This is a genomic window from Testudinibacter sp. P27/CKL/0425 (assembly GCF_052931395.1).
Map to the genome: position 1 here is coordinate 2,144,296 of NZ_CM128801.1, position 17,910 is coordinate 2,162,205.

The following is a 17,910-nucleotide window of genomic DNA, read 5'->3' on the forward strand; positions in this document are numbered from 1 at the left end:
TTCATTATGCAACCGCTAAAATCATGCCCGCCGCTACCGTGTGGTAGGTGGCTTCATCAATCAAAATAAACGAACCGGTGGCGATATTTTGCTGATAATCGGTGCAACAAATCGGCTTTTGTAAGGTGATCACCACTTCGCCCAAATCATTCATCTGCAACGCATGGGATTCGGTTACTTTGCTTAAGGTGTGCACGTCTAGCACATGATCGACTTGGTTGACTTTGGCAAACACCGTTTGCGTGCTGTGTTTGAGCAGATATTTGCGCGCTAAATTCAGCGGACGTTGATCAAACCAGCACAAGGTCGCTTTGATCTGTTTGCTCGGCTGAATCGCAGAATCCTGCGCCAGCAAAGTGTCGCCGCGTGAAATATCGATATCGTCCGCCAGCCGAATCGTAACCTGTTCGCCGACTTGCGCACGCTGCGTTCTGCCGTTCGGGTTAAAAATTTCACTCACCCGGCTGCTGCGTCCGTTCGGTTCGATCCGCACTTGATCGCCGACTTCAACGCTGCCTGCCTCAATTCGCCCTTGATAACCCCGAAAATCATCTTGTTTGTCGCTGTCTTGTCGCAGCACCAGCTGCACCGGAAAATGAAAATCGCTGCGCTCTGCCGCTGATTGCGCTTCGCTCGGCAACGCCTCTAAAATACTGAGCAACGGTTCGCCCTGATACCACGGGGTGTTGTCGCTTTTATGTACGATGTTGTCGCCCTGCAATGCCGAAACCGGCACAAAATGAATCTGCTGTTCCGTCAGCCCCAGTTGTTGCGCCAAAGTGCGGTATGCGCTGCAAATGGCGTCAAATTTTGCCTGTTCAAACTGAAGCAGATCCATTTTATTCACCGCCACCAAGATGTGTCGGCAATTCAAATGCTTCAAAATTGCCGAATGGCGTTTGGTCTGCGGCAGCAGGCTCAACGGATTTTGGCTGAAATCCAACTGTGAAGCATCAACCAGCACCACCGCCGCATTGGCGGTCGAAGCGCCGGTTACCATATTGCGGGTGTATTGCTCATGTCCCGGTGTGTCGGCGATAATGAATTTACGTTTCGCGGTTGAAAAATAACGGTACGCCACATCAATGGTGATGCCCTGCTCACGTTCGGCTTCCAAGCCGTCAGTGAGGATCGAAAAGTCGATCACTTCACTACTGTTTTTCGATTTATCCAAACTCAGCAGCTGATCGCTTAACAACGCTTTGCTGTCATACAATAAACGTCCGATCAGGGTGCTTTTGCCGTCGTCAACGCTGCCTGCGGTGATAAAGCGCAGGGGGGCGTGTTGGGTTAACTTACTCATACATTTTCCTTATCTTGTGCTGCGATTTTTATCGGTTGTCTGCCATTAAACTTAAAAATAGCCCTGTTTTTTGCGTTGCTCCATTGCCGCTTCGCTGACTTGATCGTCCAGACGCGTGGCACTGCGCTCGGAAATTTCAACCACCGCAGTTTCTTGAATAATCTCAAGTGCGGTCGCCGCATGGCTGGCAACCGGACAGGTGCAGCTGATGTCGCCGACGGTGCGAAAACGCACCGATAGCAGCTCACTGGTTTCGTCTGCCGCTTTCGGCGTGATCGGGGTTACCGGCACTAACAAGCCCTTTTTACGCACCACTTCACGTTGGTGAGCGTAGTAAATCGACGGCAATGCCAATTTTTCCCGTGCGATGTATTGCCAGATATCCAATTCCGTCCAGTTGGAAATCGGGAACACCCGCATATTTTCGCCTTTGTGCAATTTGGCGTTATACAGCGACCACAACTCCGGACGCTGCGCTTTCGGATCCCACTGTCCGAACTCATCACGGAATGAAAAGATCCGCTCTTTGGCGCGGGCTTTTTCTTCATCTCGCCGAGCACCTCCCATTAAGGCGCTGAAGCCGTGCTGTTCAATGGTTTCCAACAGCGTTACCGCTTGCGCCGCATTGCGGGAATCGGTGGCTTTGCGCAGCACCACCGTGCCTTTGCGGATTGAATCCTCCACATGGCCGACCACCAAACGGGCGTTTAATTTCGCCACCAGTTGATCACGAAAGGCGATCACTTCGGGATAGTTGTGTCCGGTGTCGATATGCACCAGCGGAAACGGCAGGTTCAACTCTCTCCCTTCCAACTGAAAGGCTTTGCAAGCCAATGCCAACAGCACCACCGAATCTTTGCCGCCTGAAAACAGCAGTGCCGGCTTTTCACATTCGGCGACCACTTCACGAATAATGTGGATCGACTCCGCTTCTAACCAATCCAGGTGCCCGTCTTGTAACTGTTGTGCCGCTCTCTCTGTCATCTTTTCTCTCCTCCGGTGAATATTCGATATTATTTGTGTAAACCGCACTCGCGGCTTTGGCGGGCTTCCCACCACCAGCGACCGGCACGAATGTCTTCCTCCGCCTTAACCGCACGGGTGCAGGGCTCGCAGCCGATGCTGGGATAACCTTGACGATACAGGGCGTTAAACGGAACATTGTGGGTTAAGATGTATGCCCACACGTCCTGCTCCGACCAGTCGAAAATCGGGTTGTATTTGGCGATATTGCGTTGTGAATCCTGTTCAAAAAACGCCAGTTCGCTGCGGGTTACCGATTGTTCACGCCGTTGTCCGCTCAGCCAAGCGTCAGCCTGTTGCAATGCCCGATTCAGCGGCTCGACTTTGCGGATAAAACAGCACTGTTTGCGCAACTCGACGCTGTCATAAAACGCATTGTTGCCAAACTGCGCCACATAGCGCTGCACCGACTGCGCTTGCGGAGCGTAACGCTGCAAATGCAGGCTCGGATAAAGCTGTTCGATTTGCGCCATTAATGCTAAGGTTTCCGAATGCAAACGCCCTGTTTCTAAGGTGAATACCTCGATCTTGACCGCACTTTTGACGATCATGTCGGTGATCACCATGTCTTCCACCGCTAAACTGCTGGCGAATTTGACCTTGTTATGCTGTTCGGCAATCTGCTCAAGCCGTTGACATAACGTGTCGGCTCGCCGTGCCGACTGCTGTTGCACCGCACTTTCAATCTGTGGAATTTGCCATAAGCTCGGTTTAAACATCGTTCCTCCTGTTACGCCACTTGCGCCAAATATTCAGGGTTGCGACTATCGAGTGTCGGCACAAATTGCACGGTTTCACTCACCGCCTGTTCGCCAAACCAACGCAAGTGCGGTTGCAACGCCACCACTTCGCCAATTACAATCAATGCCGGTTTTTCGGCCTGTTCCGCTAAGGTTGCCAGTTCGCTTAATTTGCCTGTTCGCACCTGCTGTTGCGGCAATGTGCCGTGGCTGATCACCGCCACCGGCGTGTCAGCACTGCGCCCGTGCGCTTGCAATTGGCGGCTCAATTCTGCGGCTTTAATCGTGCCCATATACACCACTAACGTTTGATTGCCCTGCGCCAAAGTTTGCCAACGCAGCGTTTTGCCGTCGGGCTGACAGTGTCCGGTGATAAACATCGCCGTTTGCGCATAATCACGGTGGGTCAGCGGAATACCGGCGTATGCCGTTGCGCCTAATGCAGCGGTGATCCCCGGTACGACCGAAAACGGCACGCCTGCTTGCTTCAGCACCTCCAACTCCTCGCCACCTCGTCCGAACACGAACGGATCACCGCCTTTCAGCCGCACCACCCGTTTGCCTTGTTTGGCATAATCCAGCAGCAGTTGGTTGGTGTCTGCTTGCGCTACGCTGTGCTTGCCGGCACGTTTGCCGACAAACACTTTATCCGCATCACGCCGCACCAATTCCAACACTTGCTCGGAAACCAACGCGTCATACAGCACCACATCGGCTTGTTGAATGGTTTGTAAGCCTTTCAGGGTCAGCAGCCCCGCATCCCCCGGACCTGCACCGACTAAGGCAACCTCGCCGACAATCGGGTTTGGTTGGCGAAGCTGTTGCTGCAAAAACTGTTCTGCCTGCTCGGGCTGTTGGTTTTCGCTTAAACGTTGGAAAGTAGGATCGCTAAACAGTTTTTCCCAAAAGCGGCGGCGTTGGGTCAGCTGTGCAAACCGCACTTTGACTCGGCTGCGCCAGCGCCCTGAAATCTCCGCCATCACGCCGAGATTTTTCGGCAACCATGCTTCCAATTTTTCACGCAATAACCGTGCCAACACCGGCGCTGTGCCACCGCTGGAGATCGCAATTTGAATCGGGCTGCGATCGATAATTGACGGAAAAATATAGCTGCAATGCGGCTGATCATCGACCACATTCACTAAACGCTGCTGTGCCTCCGCCGCCAGAAACACCTGATGATTTAAGGCGTTGTCATCGGTAGCGGCAATCACCAGATAGACCGCTTGCAACTGTTCGGCAGAAAAATGCGGTGCCAGCCATTCGATCCGCTGTTGCTGCTGCCATTGTTGCAGTGTCGGGTGAAACTGTTCCGCCACGATCCTGACCCGTGCGCCGACTTTCAATAACGCTTCAATCTTGCGCAGTGCCACATGACCACCGCCGACCACCAACACCGGTCGTTGTTGTAAATCGACAAAAATCGGTAAATATTTCATATTGCTGCCACCTTATTTATTCTGTTTTGCTACTTGAAAGCCGATTCCCTAAATACAGCTGATCAAACAAACCGCCGTCGGCAAAATGTTGACGGTTAATCGTTGCCCAATCACCGAACAGCTGATTAACGTTAAACGTTTCCAAACTCGGAAACCGCACTTGGTATTCTGCTCGGACGCTCGGATCAAGCGGGCGAAAATAATTTTCTGCCGCCACCCGCTGCGCCGTTTCTTGCCATAATGAAGCGATAAAATCCTGCGCAACACGGCGGTTTTGGTGGCGTTCGGTGTTGCGTTGCACTTCTGCCACGAACACATCGACACTGGCGCTATAGCTCGGATACACCACTTCAAACTGATCGGCTCCCAATGCGTGCGCCGCCAAACCGGCTTCGTTTTCCGGCGTAACCAACACATCGCCGATCATGCGTTGGGTGAAGGTGATACTGGCGGCTCTGGCACCGGCATCAAACACCGGAATATTGTTTAGCAGCCGCTGCATAAAATCTTGTTGTGCCGCTTCGTTCGGGTAATGACGTTTGGCATAGCCGAAAGCCGATAAATAAGCATAGCGTCCGTTGCCGGAAGTTTTCGGGTTGGCAAATACCACGCTGATGTTTTCTGCGGCTAAATCGTCCCAGTCTGTAATCTGTTTCGGGTTGCCCTTGCGCACCAAAAACACGGTCACGCTGTTAAACGGGATCGCCTGATTCGGATATTGCTGCTGCCAGTCTTTCGCCACCAAGCCGCTTTCCGCCAGCAGATCAATGTCGTTTTGTTGATTGAGCGTCACCACATCGGCAGGCAAGCCGTTACGCACCGCAATCGCCTGTTTGCTGGCACTGCCGAACGATTGCGCAATGGTCAATTTTTCATGCTGTTGCTGTTGATAATCGGCGGTGTAGAGCGGTGTGTACTGTTTGTAGTAATCCCGAATCACATCGTATGACGCCAGTAAAATCGTGCTGTCGCCCAGCGCATTCAGGCTGACCGCACTTGCCGCCAACGCCAAGCTCACTCGCCCGAATCGCCATGATTTTCTCTCCCGTCTGATTTTTTTCATCTCGCCCTCAGCGCACTTGTCGGCAATATGCCTGTTTTTCGTCTGGCTATAAGTTATAAAAGAATTCCTCTATGCCCAAAAATAATAAAAAGTTATAAATTAGTCGCTTTCAGACTATAAGAACCAAAAGTGCGGTTTTATCCGTCTTTTATTCCATATTGAAATAAGTGAGAACTTTATGTTCTTTGCTTCTCGGCTTTTCCTCAGACATAGTGGCTGCCAGTCAGTTGAGAAAATCAGGTTATAGGTGCAAGGAAATGAAGATCTTATATTCAAGAGTGGTTTTGCCCGGCTTCAAAGCCAGCTTGGGATTGAGCCTGTTTTGGATTGGCGGCATGGTGGTGTTGCCGTTTCTGATGTTATTACTGACCACCCTGCAATTGGATTGGCACAGCTTTTGGCAGACTATCGGCAATCAACGGGTGATCGCCTCTCTTTGGCTGTCATTCAAAATGGCATTTCTTGCCACCTTGATTAATTTGCTGTTCGGCACGCTGATCGCTTGGGTGTTGGTGCGTTATGAATTTAAGGGTAAAGCGGTGGTGAATGCGCTGATCGATCTGCCGTTTGCCCTGCCGACAGCGGTCGCCGGCATCGTGCTCGCCACGCTATATGCGCCCAACGGGCTATTCGGGCAGTGGTTCGCGCCGTTTGGGATTCAAATTGCTTTCACCCCGCTCGGCATTGCGGTTGCGCTGATTTTTGTCAGCTTTCCGTTTATTGTGCGTGCGGTGCAACCGGTGTTGAGTGAATTGGACAGTGCTTTTGAAGAAGCGGCAACCACGCTCGGCGCAAACCGTTTAACCATTTTTCGCCGCGTGATTCTGCCGGCATTGTATCCGGCGATGATCGGCGGTGGCGGCATGGGGCTGGCTCGCTCGTTGGGAGAATATGGTTCGGTGATTTTTATCGCCGGCAATATTCCGCTGGTGTCGGAAATTGCGCCGCTGATCATTATGTCGAAATTGGATATTTATGATATGCAAGGCGCATCGGCGGTGGCTTTTCTGATGCTGTTAATCTCGTTTTTACTGCTGTTGCTGATCAATCTGTGGCAGTGGTATCTCAGCCGCCACTATGTCAGTAAATAGCGTTAGCAGATAAGAGGTGCAAGATGATCCATTCCCAATATCAAGAAGCCCGTTGGTTGCGTTGGCTGTTGATTGCCATCAGCCTAGCCTTTCTGAGCGTATTGTTAATTGTGCCGTTGTTGGCCATTTTTTATCAGGCGTTGTCGTCGGGTTGGACGGTGTTTGTCGATTCGTTGCAACAAACCGAAGCGTTAAATGCAATAAAACTCAGTTTGCTCGTTGCGGCCATTTGTTTGCCGCTGAATCTGCTTTTCGGGCTGGTGATGGCGTGGCTGTTAAGCAATTTTGACTTTAGAGGCAAGCATCTGCTCACTACCCTGATTGATCTGCCGCTGTCGGTGTCGCCGGTGGTTGCCGGTTTGATGTTTGTATTGCTGTTCGGGGTGAACGGCTTGTTCGGCGCATGGTTAGATGCGAATCACATCACGGTGATCTTCGCCCTGCCGGGCATTGTGTTGGCAACCTTGTTTGTTACCTTTCCGTTGGTGGTGAAGTCGTTGCTGCCGAGTATGAAAGCAATGGGCAACAGCGAGGAACAAGCGGCACTGACCTTGGGAGCGTCAATTTGGCATATTCTGTTGCGTGTCACACTGCCGAAAATCAAATGGCCGTTGCTGTATGGCGCGATTCTTGCCAATGCCCGTGCAATGGGCGAATTTGGGGCGGTCAGTGTGGTGTCGGGGCATATCCGCAACCTGACCAATACCATTCCGCTGCACGTGGAAATTTTATACAACGAATACCAATTCACCGCCGCCTTTGCCTGCGCCAGCCTGTTGGCACTGATCGCGATCTTGACGTTATTGCTGCAAAATGTGGTCGGTTATTTCCAACGCCGTAAACATCGCCAAACACAGCCGTTAAGCGATTATCTGACCGGCAGCGAAAGCGCATAACTGAATTTCACGAGGGGTTTATGTCTGTTAGCATTCACAATTTAAATAAACAATTTGGCGATTTTGCCGCCTTAAAAGCGATTAATCTGGAATTAAAGCAGGGCGAACTGACCGCACTTTTAGGCCCGAGCGGCTGCGGCAAAACCACTCTACTGCGGATTATCGCCGGTTTGGAATTTGCCGATTCCGGCACGATTTTATTCGGCGAGCGTGATGTCAGCCGCCTGACGGCGGCGCAGCGCAAAGTCGGCTTTGTGTTTCAGCACTATGCGCTGTTTCGCCATATGACGATTTTCGATAATGTGGCGTTTGGCTTAACGGTGCAGCCTCGTGCGCAAAGACTGGACAAAGCCGCTGTGCAGCAACGGGTGTTTGAGTTGTTGAAGCTGGTAAAGCTGGAGCATCTTGCCAATGCCTATCCCCATCAACTTTCCGGCGGACAACGGCAACGGATCGCATTAGCCCGTGCTTTAGCGGTGAAGCCGGATGTTCTGCTGCTGGACGAACCGTTCGGCGCCTTAGACGCACAAGTGCGCAAAACCTTGCGCCGTTGGCTGCGCAGCGTGCAGCAGGAACTCAACATTACCACCGTTTTTGTTACCCATGATCAAGAGGAAGCGTTAGAGGTGTCGGATCGGGTGGTGGTGGTGAATCAAGGCAAGGTGGAACAGGTCGATTTTCCATCCAATATCTACTATGCCCCGCAAACGGAGTTTGTCACGGAATTTGTCGGCAGCAATAACATTTTTCACGGGCAGCTGGATCAGGATACTTTGGTGATCGGCGAATTTACCCACCAGCTCAAAACTCAGCACAACACTAATCTGAACGGCGCCGCCACCGCCTATGTGCGCCCGTATGAATTAACCCTGTCCCGGCACAGCGAAAATGCACTGGCACAAGGTGAAATCCGCCATATTTACAACATCGGTTTTCTCACTCGGGTCGAATTGCACAGCAGCCAGAGCCAACAACCGATTGAGGTAATTCTGACCAAAGAACAATTCTTGCGTGAAAATTACCAACTCGGCGATTCTGTATATTTGATTCCGGATAATCTGAATCTGTTTCAAAATATGAATCTGTAGCGCACAAAAAAGCCGCTTTGTTTGCACAAAGCGGCTCGATTATTTACTTAACGCCAACTTATTTTTTCTTTTTGGCTTTTGCGTTCGGCAAGTCGGTGATCGTGCCTTCAAACACTTCCGCCGCCAAGCCGACTGACTCATGCAAGGTCGGGTGCGCGTGAATGGTCAGAGCCAGATCTTCGGCATCACAGCCCATTTCGATCGCCAAGCCGATTTCACCCAACAGCTCGCCGCCGTTGGTGCCGACAATCGCACCACCGATTACGCGGTGAGAGTCTTTATCGAAAATCAGTTTGGTCATACCGTCAGAACAGTCAGAGGCAATCGCACGGCCGGAAGCCGCCCATGGGAAGGTTGCCACTTCATAGTTGATGCCTTCGGCTTTACACTCTTTCTCGGTTTTCCCTACCCATGCCACTTCTGGTTCAGTGTAGGCAATAGATGGGATCACTTTCGGATCGAAATAGTGTTTTTTACCGGCAATGACTTCTGCGGCAACGTGCCCTTCATGCACGCCTTTGTGCGCCAACATCGGTTGACCGACCACATCACCAATCGCAAAAATGTGATCAACGTTGGTGCGCATTTGCTTGTCGGTGCGGATAAAGCCGCGCTCATCCACTTCAACGCCCGCCACACCGGCGTCGATCAATTTGCCGTTCGAGGTACGTCCGATCGCCACCAGCACCGCGTCATAACGGCGGGTTTCATTGGCGGCTTTACCTTCCATTGAAACATAGATACCGTCTTCTTTCGCTTCCACCGCCGTTACTTTAGTTTCTAACAACAAGTTGAATTTGTCGCTGATGCGTTTGGTATAAATTTTAACAATGTCTTTATCCGCCGCCGGAATCACTTGGTCGAACATTTCAACCACGTCGATTTTTGAACCCAGTGCGTGATAAACCGTCCCCATTTCCAAACCGATGATCCCGCCGCCCATAATCAATAGATTTTCAGGCACGGTTTTCAGTTCCAACGCGTCGGTTGAATCCCAAATGCGCGGATCCTCATGTGGAATAAACGGCAGTTGGATCGGACGTGAACCTGCGGCGATGATCGCATTGTCAAATTTAATCGTTACATCGCCTTCATCACCCTCAACGATCAGTGAGTTGGCACTTGAGAATTTACCGTAACCATTGACGACCTGCACTTTACGCATTTTCGCCATTCCGGCTAACCCGCCGGTTAATTGGTTGATAACTTTCTCTTTCCAGCCGCGGATTTTTTCCACGTCGGTGCTCGGCTCGCCGAATACGATGCCGTGTTGTGCCAAGGCTTTGGCTTCTTCGATCACTTTGGCAACGTGCAATAAGGCTTTAGACGGGATACAACCCACGTTCAAGCAAACGCCGCCCAAAGTGGAATAGCGCTCGACAATCACGGTGTCCAAACCTAAATCGGCACAACGGAAAGCGGCGGAATAACCCGCAGGGCCTGCGCCCAATACCACGACTTGTGTTTTAATCTCTTTACTCATGATAACCTCTTTTAGTTGGTTTAGTGCGCAACCGCACTTTACACGAATTAAATCTTATTTCGCCGCGCAGTACTCACTGCACGGCGTGACGTATTACATGACCAAACGACGCAGATCAGATAAGACACCGTTAATAAAGGTGACAAATCGTGCCCCGTCGGCACCGTCAATTACGCGGTGATCGTAAGACAATGACAATGGCAACATTAAGCGAGGTGTGAAGTCTTTGCCGTTCCAAACCGGTGTCATTTCGGATTTGGAGACGCCTAAAATAGCAACTTCCGGTGCGTTCACGATTGGCGTGAAGTGCGTGCCGCCGATTCCGCCAAGGCTGGAAATCGTGAAGCAGCCGCCTTGCATATCGGACGAGGTCAATTTACCCGCTCTGGCTTTTTTCGAGATTTCCGCTAATTCGCGGGACAATTCGATGATACCTTTTTTGTTCACATCACGGAACACCGGCACAACCAAGCCGTTTGGCGTATCCACCGCAACCCCGATATTGATGTATTTTTTCAGGGTTAGGCGTTGTGCATCTTCCGAAATAGAGCTGTTGAAACGTGGGTACGCTTCTAATGCTTTCGCCACCGCTTTCATGATAAACACTAACGGGGTGATTTTTACATCCAGTTTTTGTTTTTCAGCCAGCACGTTTTGCTCTTTACGGAACGCTTCCAAATCGGTGATGTCGGCTTTGTCCCATTGGGTTACGTGTGGAATCATCACCCAGTTGCGGTGTAAATTCGCACCCGAGATTTTTTGGATACGACCCAATTCCACTTCTTCCACTTCGCCGAATTTGCTGAAGTCAACTTTCGGCCATGGCAACAAGCCTAAACCGGCACCGGCCGGTGCTGCACCTGCTGTGGCAGAAACAGAACCTGACTCAACCAGTTTAATTGCGTTTTTCACATAAGCCTGAACGTCTTCTTTCAGGATACGGCCTTTACGCCCTGTTCCTTTCACTTTGTCCAGATTGACACCGAATTCGCGCGCCAAGCGGCGAACCACCGGAGTGGCGTGTGCAAATACCGCACTTGCTGTCACATCTTGTTGTGAGCTTGCCGCCGGAGCTGCTTCCGCTTTTGGTGCGGCTGCCGGTGCAGCGGCTTGAGCAACAGGAGCTGTAGCTGCTGCCGGTGCGGCATTCGCCACTTCAAAGCGCATGATTAAAGAACCTGTGGAAACTTTATCACCGGCTTTGACCAAAATTTCTTTTAACACGCCCGCAAACGGTGCAGGCACTTCCATAGAGGCTTTGTCGCCTTCAACGGTGATCAATGATTGCTCTTCTTCAATCTTGTCGCCGACCGCAACCATGATTTCAGTCACATTCACTTCATCGCCGCCAATATCCGGCACGTTCACATCCACAATTGACGGTGCAGTATTGACCGCCGGTGCCGCAGCAGGTGCTTCTGCCGCAACCGCACTTTCACCGCTTGCCGCAGTTTCAAAGCGCATGATTAAAGAACCTGTCGACACTTTATCGCCAGCGACAACCAGAATCTCTTTTACCACACCGGCAAACGGAGCCGGCACTTCCATTGAGGCTTTATCGCCCTCAACGGTTAACAGCGATTGCTCTTCGCTCACGCTGTCGCCAACGCTCACCATGATTTCGGTCACATTCACTTCATCGCCGCCGATATCCGGCACAACCACGTCAACGACCGCACTTGCGGCTGCCACTGGCACTGCTGGAGCAGCTTCCGCTTTTGGTGCTTCAGGCGCAGCCGCTGCCGCACCTTCAAAGACCATCATCGGTGAACCGGTAGAGACTTTGTCGCCTACTTTCACCAAAATTTCTTTAACCACCCCTTTTTCAGGCGACGGCACTTCCATGGAGGCCTTGTCGCCCTCCACGTTAATCAAACTTTGTTCAACCTCAACGCTGTCGCCAACGCTAACCATAATTTCGGTAACGGTGACTTCATCGCTACCAATATCCGGTACTTGAATTTGTTTAGACATGATATTTCCTTTCTCTATAACAATTAAGCATACAGTGGGTTAATTTTGTCTGCATCGATGCCATATTTCTTAATCGCATCCGCAACAACTTGGGTTTCGACCACACCTTGTTTCGCTAATTCGCTTAATGCGGCGACTACGACATATTGCGCATTCACTTCAAAGTGCTCACGCAGATTTTCGCGGCTGTCTGAACGACCGAAGCCGTCGGTACCCAGTACGCGGTAGCTTTGTGCCGGAATAAACGGACGCACTTGCTCGGCGAACAGTTTCATGTAGTCTGTCGCAGCGATTGCCGGTGCATCGTTCATCACTTGTGCAATGTATGGCAAGCGTGCTTTTTCGGTTGGGTGCAACAAGTTCCAACGATCCGCATCTGCGCCTTCGCGTGCAACCTCAGTGAATGAAGTCACGCTGTATACATCAGAGGTCACGCCGTATTCGTCAGCCAACAGTTTCGCCGCTTCACGAACATAACGCAGGATCGCGCCGGAACCCAGCAGCTGTACTTTGCCTTTGCCTTTGCCTTTGCCTTTGCCTTGACCGGTGATGGTTTCGAATTTGTAGATACCTTTACGGATCCCTTCTTCCGCCCCTTTCGGCATTGCCGGTTGGTCGTAAGTTTCGTTCAAAGTGGTGATGTAGTAGTACACGTTCTCTTGTTCCGGACCGTACATACGACGCACCCCGTCTTGCATGATCACCGCTACTTCATACGCAAACGCCGGATCGTAAGAGATACAGTTTGGAATGGTTAAGGACTGAATGTGGCTGTGTCCGTCTTCGTGTTGCAAGCCTTCGCCGTTCAGCGTTGTACGACCGGAAGTTCCGCCGATCATAAAGCCGCGTGCTTGTTGGTCGCCTGCCGCCCACATTAAGTCGCCAACACGTTGGAAACCGAACATGGAGTAGTAAACGAAGAACGGAATCATCGGCATATTGTTGGTGCTGTAAGAGGTTGCCGCCGCTAACCAAGAGGAGGTTGCGCCCAGTTCGTTGATCCCTTCTTGCAACACTTGACCGTCGATCGCTTCACGGTAGTAAGAGACTTGTTCTCTATCTTGTGGCGTATAGTTTTGACCGTGCGGGTTGTAGATCCCGATTTGACGGAACAAACCTTCCATACCAAAGGTACGCGCTTCGTCCGCGATAATCGGCACAATGTGTTTGCCGACAGATTTGTTTTTCAACAACACGTTCAATGAACGCACAAATGCCATGGTAGTTGAAATCGGACGTGCTTGCGCTTCAAACAATTGTGCAAACTCTTCCAGTTCAGGCACTTGCAGATCAACCGTGAAACGTGGTGCGCGTTTTGGCAAATAACCGTTCAACGCTTGACGTTGTTGATGCAAGTATTTGTGCTCTTCCGAACCTTCCTCAAACTTGATATATGGCAGTTTTTCGACTTCTTCATCGCTTAATTCGATAGCGAATTGATCGCGAACGTGACGCACGCCGGACATATCCATTTTCTTCACTTGGTGAGCGATGTTTTTGCCTTCCGCCGCTTCACCCATGCCGTAGCCTTTAATGGTTTTCACCAACAGCACCACTGGTTTGTCTTTCACTTTTTTCGCTTTGTTAAACGCAGCAAAGACTTTAATCGGATCGTGACCACCGCGGTTCAACGCCCAAACTTCATCGTCGGTCATATCGGCAACCAGTGCTTCGGTTTCAGGGTAGCGGCCGAAGAAGTGTTTGCGTACATACGCACCGTCTTTTGATTTGAAGGTTTGGTAGTCGCCGTCAACCACTTCCATCATCAGTTGCAACAATTTGCCTGATGTGTCGCGTTGTAACAGACGATCCCAACGACGTCCCCAGATCACTTTGATCACTTCCCAGCCAGCGCCGGTGAACAAGCCTTCTAATTCTTGAATGATCTTGCCGTTGCCGGTTACCGGACCGTCTAAACGCTGTAAGTTACAGTTGATAACAAATACCAAGTTATCCAATTTCTCGCGCGCCGCAAATGAGATCGCACCGCGTGATTCCACTTCGTCCATCTCGCCGTCGCCCAAGAACGCATAAACGGTTTGATCCGCGGTGTCTTTTAAGCCGCGATTGTGCAGATATTTCAAGAAACGCGCTTGATAAATAGAATTGATTGGTCCCAAGCCCATTGAAACGGTCGGGAACTGCCAGAATTCAGGCATCAATTTTGGATGTGGATAAGAGGAAATTCCTTTGCCGTGCACTTCTTGACGGAAATTATCCAATTGTTCCTCGGTTAAACGCCCTTCTAAGAACGCGCGAGAGTAGATTCCCGGAGAAATATGACCTTGGAAGAACACCAAGTCGCCGCCGTTTTTCTCGGTCGCCGCTTTGAAGAAGTGGTTAAAGCACACTTCATAAATGGTCGCGGAAGATTGGAACGACGCCATGTGTCCGCCCAATTCCAAATCTTTTTTCGATGCACGCAACACCATCATCATCGCATTCCAGCGGATTGCGCCACGAATACGGCGTTCCAGATCTAAATTGCCCGGATAGTTCGGTTCTTCGTCGGTTGAAATGGTATTTACATACTCAGTTGTAATGCCACTCGGCAGAGAAACGCTGTTTGCTCTGGCTCGTTGCATGATTTGTTCAATGATAAATTGGGCACGTTCTACCCCTTCTTCACGGATTACAGAATCGATTGCCAACAGCCAATCATTAGTTTCAACTGCATCCACGTCATTTTTAACCGTTTCGGACATGGTAATTTCCTTTTTGTTGATGAAAAACACGAAGATTCGATACCTACTACCGAACCCACAGATCCCAAGCAAGTGTTTAAAAACTAAGTTATTAAAAACAAAGGCATTTTAAAACTTACTCTGTTTCTTTAAGAATTTGTAATAAAAATGCTAAAAATTATCTTATCTAATATAGCTTAAAATCACACAAAGATTAATCCCTTCACCTAAAATATCTCCGTATCTTTCAACTTTTTTGATAAAAATCTTAATTTTCGTTGAAATTTGCTTGTAATTCAACCAGTGATGTCGTTCACGGCAAATACGAATTAACACGGCGTCTAGCCGATGCCTGCCCACAGAAAACAAAAAAATCCGCTATCGGGGTAAATAGCGGATTGCCTTTAGATTAAAAGTGCGGTTTTAGCCACTGATTACCAACAGTAACCAATACCTGCATTCGCACCAAAGTTGCTGCCGGCATTGACTGCGCCGACTTTGAACAACCATTTGCCGTTGCCTGAAGCGTGTGACACACCGATAGCCACGCCGTTTTCACTTCTCCAGTTACCGGCACCGAAAGCGACAACGCTTTCATTCGGCAACACCGCTTGTGGCAACGCTGCAACCGCTAATGCCGCGGCAATGCCTTGTTGCGCTTTTTTGTCTACTGACGCAATTTTCTTATCCAGTGCGTTTAATTTCACACCGTGATCGTTAAGTTGAGTTGCTAACGTGCCAACAGTTGTATCAGTTTTGCTCAAGCGTCCTTCCAAACCGGATAATGCAACGGAAATTTGTTGACGCGCCGCATCGGCAGCATCCGCACGGCCGGTCAACGTATCCAATTTAGTTGTATGCTCTTTTTGCACCTTGTCTAAACCGGCAACAGTCGTTTTCACGGCTGTCACTTCCGTATTAGTGTCGGTTGTGCGTTTATCCAACGCCGTCAGCTGTTCGCCATGACCGTTTAATCTGGTTGCAACACCCTTAAAGGCTTCACCAACGCCTTCAAACGCTTCGCGAGTGGCTTTGTCATTGGTTGCAATGGTGTTGTTGACTGATTCAAAGCCTTTAACGACTTCTTCAAATTTGCTGTCAGTATCGTCAGCACGTTTTTCCAGCGTTTCCAACTGTCCGTCATGCTTAGCCACTTTTTCTTCCAAGTTACCGATTTTCACATTGTTGCTGTTAAGCGTGATCGACATGGTTTCACGTTGCGCTTCAACTTCGTTAACTTTATCTTCCAAATTACCAAGCTTCACGTTGTTAGCGTTAAGGTTGATGGACATTGTTTGGCGTTGATCTTCAGTAAATTTTAAATCTTCTTGAACTTTAAACAGCTGTCCACCATTCACTGCCTGTTTACCGTCTTTTTCTAATCTACCTTCACCAACATTATGAATAACTACTCCGCTACTTGTTGTCGTTTTCCCCCCAATAAGAGTTACATAATCTGTAGGTTGAAATTGATCCTGTTGTACATAAGCATTATTAGTATTATCCTTATTTGTATACCGCAAAGGTGGAGTTGCAGTTTCTATTTCAATAAAATAATCTTTTTTTTCTTTATCTTCTCTAAAGGTAATTCTAGTATTGTCTTCATTACCTGATGTAACATATAGACTACCGCCATTGGACAAATTATATTCTTTATCGCTGCCTAACTCCTCCTTTAACAACAAACTACTATCATTCTCCGCCCAAACCGCACTTGAAGATAACGCCGCCAGAACCAAACTGGACAGGGTTAATTTTTTAAAATTTTTCATATTGGTATCCTTTAAAGTAAATTAATCAATTGATTTTAATAAGCTAATAAAGTTTATATAAAAAGCAGTTACAAAAAGCACTTAATATATAAACCAATTATGCGAGCCATATTAAACCACTTAGTTCAGCCTTAATAACATCCCCAAATTCCATGAATTAACACTCAAATTAAGTAATTACAATCCCGACAAACTCATTCATCCTATTCATCATATGGATTACCACCAAAGCTCATAAATATGCTATCCTTAATCGCACTTAAGATGAAAAAACTAATAACCAACAAAATAATAACTAAGGAAACCATAATAAATATTTTCATTTCATGTCTAACCCGATATTTAAGAACGATGTTTAACTTAACCTGATTAGAACACTCAAACTGATAACCTTGCTATCACAAAACTCAGTGATTTATTGTTCTTTAGATTAGAATACCCAAATACAACAAATGAAATAAACCCTACTCCATTTGAAAAAAATGATCACATCCAATATATTTCATGACCAAAAAACAAGATTATATAACTAGTTTTTGCGATAGCGGAAAACGCCTATTTCCGATATTATCCTTCCACTTTTAGCGCTTATTTGAAATAATTTGCTTTATCATTTTCATGAGACAGATGATCAAGTACCTATAAAAATGAAATAGAAAACTTATTGTTAGGATAAAAATCATGCCGAACTTGCTCGCTCCGGTTCTGATCGTCGAAAACGACGTCCATGCACGACAGCGATTGCACGCTGTGTTACTGAATCTTGGGTATAAATCTTCCGATTTAATTTTTACTCATTCCATTGGCTCGACTATCGGAATGAATTTGAAAACCATCGCGTTTGCCATTATTGACCTTGAACTGCCGGACGGAAACGGACTCAGCGTTATCAATACATTAAACGCCTCGAATCGCAAACTGCCTATTTTGGTACTCTCCTCCTGCAACAGTGAAACAATGATTGTGAATGCGCTCCAAGCGGGCGTGACGGCTTATATCTTGAAAGATCGTGAGGATTTTGAATTATTCAGCGCGATAAGAAATGTATTGAAAGGCGGATTGGTGATCGATCCGTTAATCACTCACCATATTATTAATTTATTGCCACACTGCAATCGGCTTACTCATTTTGATGGCGAAATGTTGTCGGAAAATAATAATATTTACTTAACCATGAGAGAACAGGAAATATTGAGGCATATTGCCAACGGATTGAGTAATCAGGAAATCGCCGATAAATTGTATTTATCGTGCTATACAATAGAAACACATTTGCGCCATATTTACCGGAAATTAATGGTATCCAACCGAACCAAAGCGATCAGTAAGGCAAGGAAAATTGGATTGATATAAT

At 48.6% G+C, this 17,910-nt stretch carries 13 protein-coding genes; 4 read left to right on the forward strand and 9 right to left on the reverse strand.

What is annotated here, in order from left to right:
- Positions 1 to 4: 4 nt before the first annotated feature.
- The 5 genes from ACUHGC_RS10645 to ACUHGC_RS10665 are packed head-to-tail and all read right to left on the reverse strand — an operon-like array spanning position 5 to position 5,568.
- Positions 5 to 1,303: a sulfate adenylyltransferase subunit 1 gene (locus ACUHGC_RS10645; RefSeq protein WP_446833279.1), complete on the reverse strand. Its 1,299-nt coding sequence runs from the start codon at positions 1,301 to 1,303 to the stop codon at positions 5 to 7.
- Positions 1,304 to 1,354: 51 nt separating this feature from the next.
- Positions 1,355 to 2,287 carry a sulfate adenylyltransferase subunit CysD gene (gene cysD / locus ACUHGC_RS10650; protein WP_446833280.1) on the reverse strand — a complete coding sequence of 311 codons (933 nt, stop codon included), beginning with the start codon at positions 2,285 to 2,287 and terminating at the stop codon, positions 1,355 to 1,357.
- A 29-nt stretch (positions 2,288 to 2,316) separates the two neighbouring features.
- Positions 2,317 to 3,045, reverse strand: a complete 729-nt coding sequence (locus ACUHGC_RS10655) for a phosphoadenylyl-sulfate reductase (protein ID WP_446833281.1) — start codon at positions 3,043 to 3,045, stop codon at positions 2,317 to 2,319.
- Positions 3,046 to 3,056: 11 nt separating this feature from the next.
- Entirely contained in the window at positions 3,057 to 4,505 is a 1,449-nt protein-coding gene (cysG, locus tag ACUHGC_RS10660) for a siroheme synthase CysG (protein ID WP_446833282.1), read from the reverse strand.
- A 16-nt stretch (positions 4,506 to 4,521) separates the two neighbouring features.
- Positions 4,522 to 5,568 (reverse strand): sulfate ABC transporter substrate-binding protein, encoded by a 1,047-nt coding sequence (locus ACUHGC_RS10665; RefSeq protein ID WP_446833283.1) that lies wholly within the window; start codon positions 5,566 to 5,568, stop codon positions 4,522 to 4,524.
- A 257-nt stretch (positions 5,569 to 5,825) separates the two neighbouring features.
- On the opposite strand from ACUHGC_RS10665, the gene cysT reads away from it, so the two are divergent.
- Genes cysT through ACUHGC_RS10680 form a run of 3 tightly spaced genes read left to right on the forward strand, consistent with a single transcriptional unit; the run spans position 5,826 to position 8,643 of the window.
- Positions 5,826 to 6,659 (forward strand): sulfate ABC transporter permease subunit CysT, encoded by an 834-nt coding sequence (gene cysT, locus ACUHGC_RS10670; protein ID WP_446833284.1) that lies wholly within the window; start codon positions 5,826 to 5,828, stop codon positions 6,657 to 6,659.
- 23 nt (positions 6,660 to 6,682) lie between these two features.
- Entirely contained in the window at positions 6,683 to 7,555 is an 873-nt protein-coding gene (gene cysW, locus ACUHGC_RS10675; protein WP_446833285.1) for a sulfate ABC transporter permease subunit CysW, read from the forward strand.
- Between the two features lie 20 nt (positions 7,556 to 7,575).
- A complete protein-coding gene (locus ACUHGC_RS10680; protein ID WP_446833286.1) occupies positions 7,576 to 8,643 on the forward strand; it encodes a sulfate/molybdate ABC transporter ATP-binding protein in 1,068 nt (355 codons plus the stop codon).
- Positions 8,644 to 8,701: 58 nt separating this feature from the next.
- Here the strand turns inward: ACUHGC_RS10680 and lpdA are convergent, their stop codons facing one another.
- The 4 genes from lpdA to ACUHGC_RS10700 all read right to left on the reverse strand — a co-directional run bounded on the left by lpdA (position 8,702) and on the right by ACUHGC_RS10700 (position 16,556).
- Positions 8,702 to 10,126, reverse strand: a complete 1,425-nt coding sequence (gene lpdA, locus ACUHGC_RS10685; protein WP_446833287.1) for a dihydrolipoyl dehydrogenase — start codon at positions 10,124 to 10,126, stop codon at positions 8,702 to 8,704.
- Positions 10,127 to 10,219: 93 nt separating this feature from the next.
- Positions 10,220 to 12,100: a pyruvate dehydrogenase complex dihydrolipoyllysine-residue acetyltransferase gene (gene aceF / locus ACUHGC_RS10690; RefSeq protein ID WP_446833288.1), complete on the reverse strand. Its 1,881-nt coding sequence runs from the start codon at positions 12,098 to 12,100 to the stop codon at positions 10,220 to 10,222.
- A gap of 23 nt (positions 12,101 to 12,123) precedes the next feature.
- Positions 12,124 to 14,805: a pyruvate dehydrogenase (acetyl-transferring), homodimeric type gene (gene aceE, locus ACUHGC_RS10695; protein ID WP_446833289.1), complete on the reverse strand. Its 2,682-nt coding sequence runs from the start codon at positions 14,803 to 14,805 to the stop codon at positions 12,124 to 12,126.
- Positions 14,806 to 15,218: 413 nt separating this feature from the next.
- A complete protein-coding gene (locus ACUHGC_RS10700) occupies positions 15,219 to 16,556 on the reverse strand; it encodes a YadA-like family protein (protein ID WP_446833290.1) in 1,338 nt (445 codons plus the stop codon).
- Positions 16,557 to 17,237: 681 nt separating this feature from the next.
- Here ACUHGC_RS10700 and ACUHGC_RS10705 point away from each other — a divergent pair.
- On the forward strand, positions 17,238 to 17,909 hold the full coding sequence (locus tag ACUHGC_RS10705; protein ID WP_446833291.1) for a LuxR C-terminal-related transcriptional regulator: 672 nt from the start codon (positions 17,238 to 17,240) through the stop codon (positions 17,907 to 17,909).
- Position 17,910: the final 1 nt, after the last annotated feature.

Coding starts and splice junctions, on each gene's coding strand:
- ACUHGC_RS10680 (WP_446833286.1), top strand. CDS start 7,576: ATGTCTGTTAGCATTCACAATTTAAATAAACAATTTGGCGATTTTGCC.
- cysG (WP_446833282.1), bottom strand. CDS start 4,505: ATGAAATATTTACCGATTTTTGTCGATTTACAACAACGACCGGTGTTG.
- aceF (WP_446833288.1), bottom strand. CDS start 12,100: ATGTCTAAACAAATTCAAGTACCGGATATTGGTAGCGATGAAGTCACC.
- ACUHGC_RS10655 (WP_446833281.1), bottom strand. CDS start 3,045: ATGTTTAAACCGAGCTTATGGCAAATTCCACAGATTGAAAGTGCGGTG.
- aceE (WP_446833289.1), bottom strand. CDS start 14,805: ATGTCCGAAACGGTTAAAAATGACGTGGATGCAGTTGAAACTAATGAT.
- ACUHGC_RS10645 (WP_446833279.1), bottom strand. CDS start 1,303: ATGAGTAAGTTAACCCAACACGCCCCCCTGCGCTTTATCACCGCAGGC.
- cysW (WP_446833285.1), top strand. CDS start 6,683: ATGATCCATTCCCAATATCAAGAAGCCCGTTGGTTGCGTTGGCTGTTG.
- ACUHGC_RS10705 (WP_446833291.1), top strand. CDS start 17,238: ATGCCGAACTTGCTCGCTCCGGTTCTGATCGTCGAAAACGACGTCCAT.
- ACUHGC_RS10665 (WP_446833283.1), bottom strand. CDS start 5,568: ATGAAAAAAATCAGACGGGAGAGAAAATCATGGCGATTCGGGCGAGTG.
- lpdA (WP_446833287.1), bottom strand. CDS start 10,126: ATGAGTAAAGAGATTAAAACACAAGTCGTGGTATTGGGCGCAGGCCCT.
- ACUHGC_RS10700 (WP_446833290.1), bottom strand. CDS start 16,556: ATGAAAAATTTTAAAAAATTAACCCTGTCCAGTTTGGTTCTGGCGGCG.
- cysD (WP_446833280.1), bottom strand. CDS start 2,287: ATGACAGAGAGAGCGGCACAACAGTTACAAGACGGGCACCTGGATTGG.
- cysT (WP_446833284.1), top strand. CDS start 5,826: ATGAAGATCTTATATTCAAGAGTGGTTTTGCCCGGCTTCAAAGCCAGC.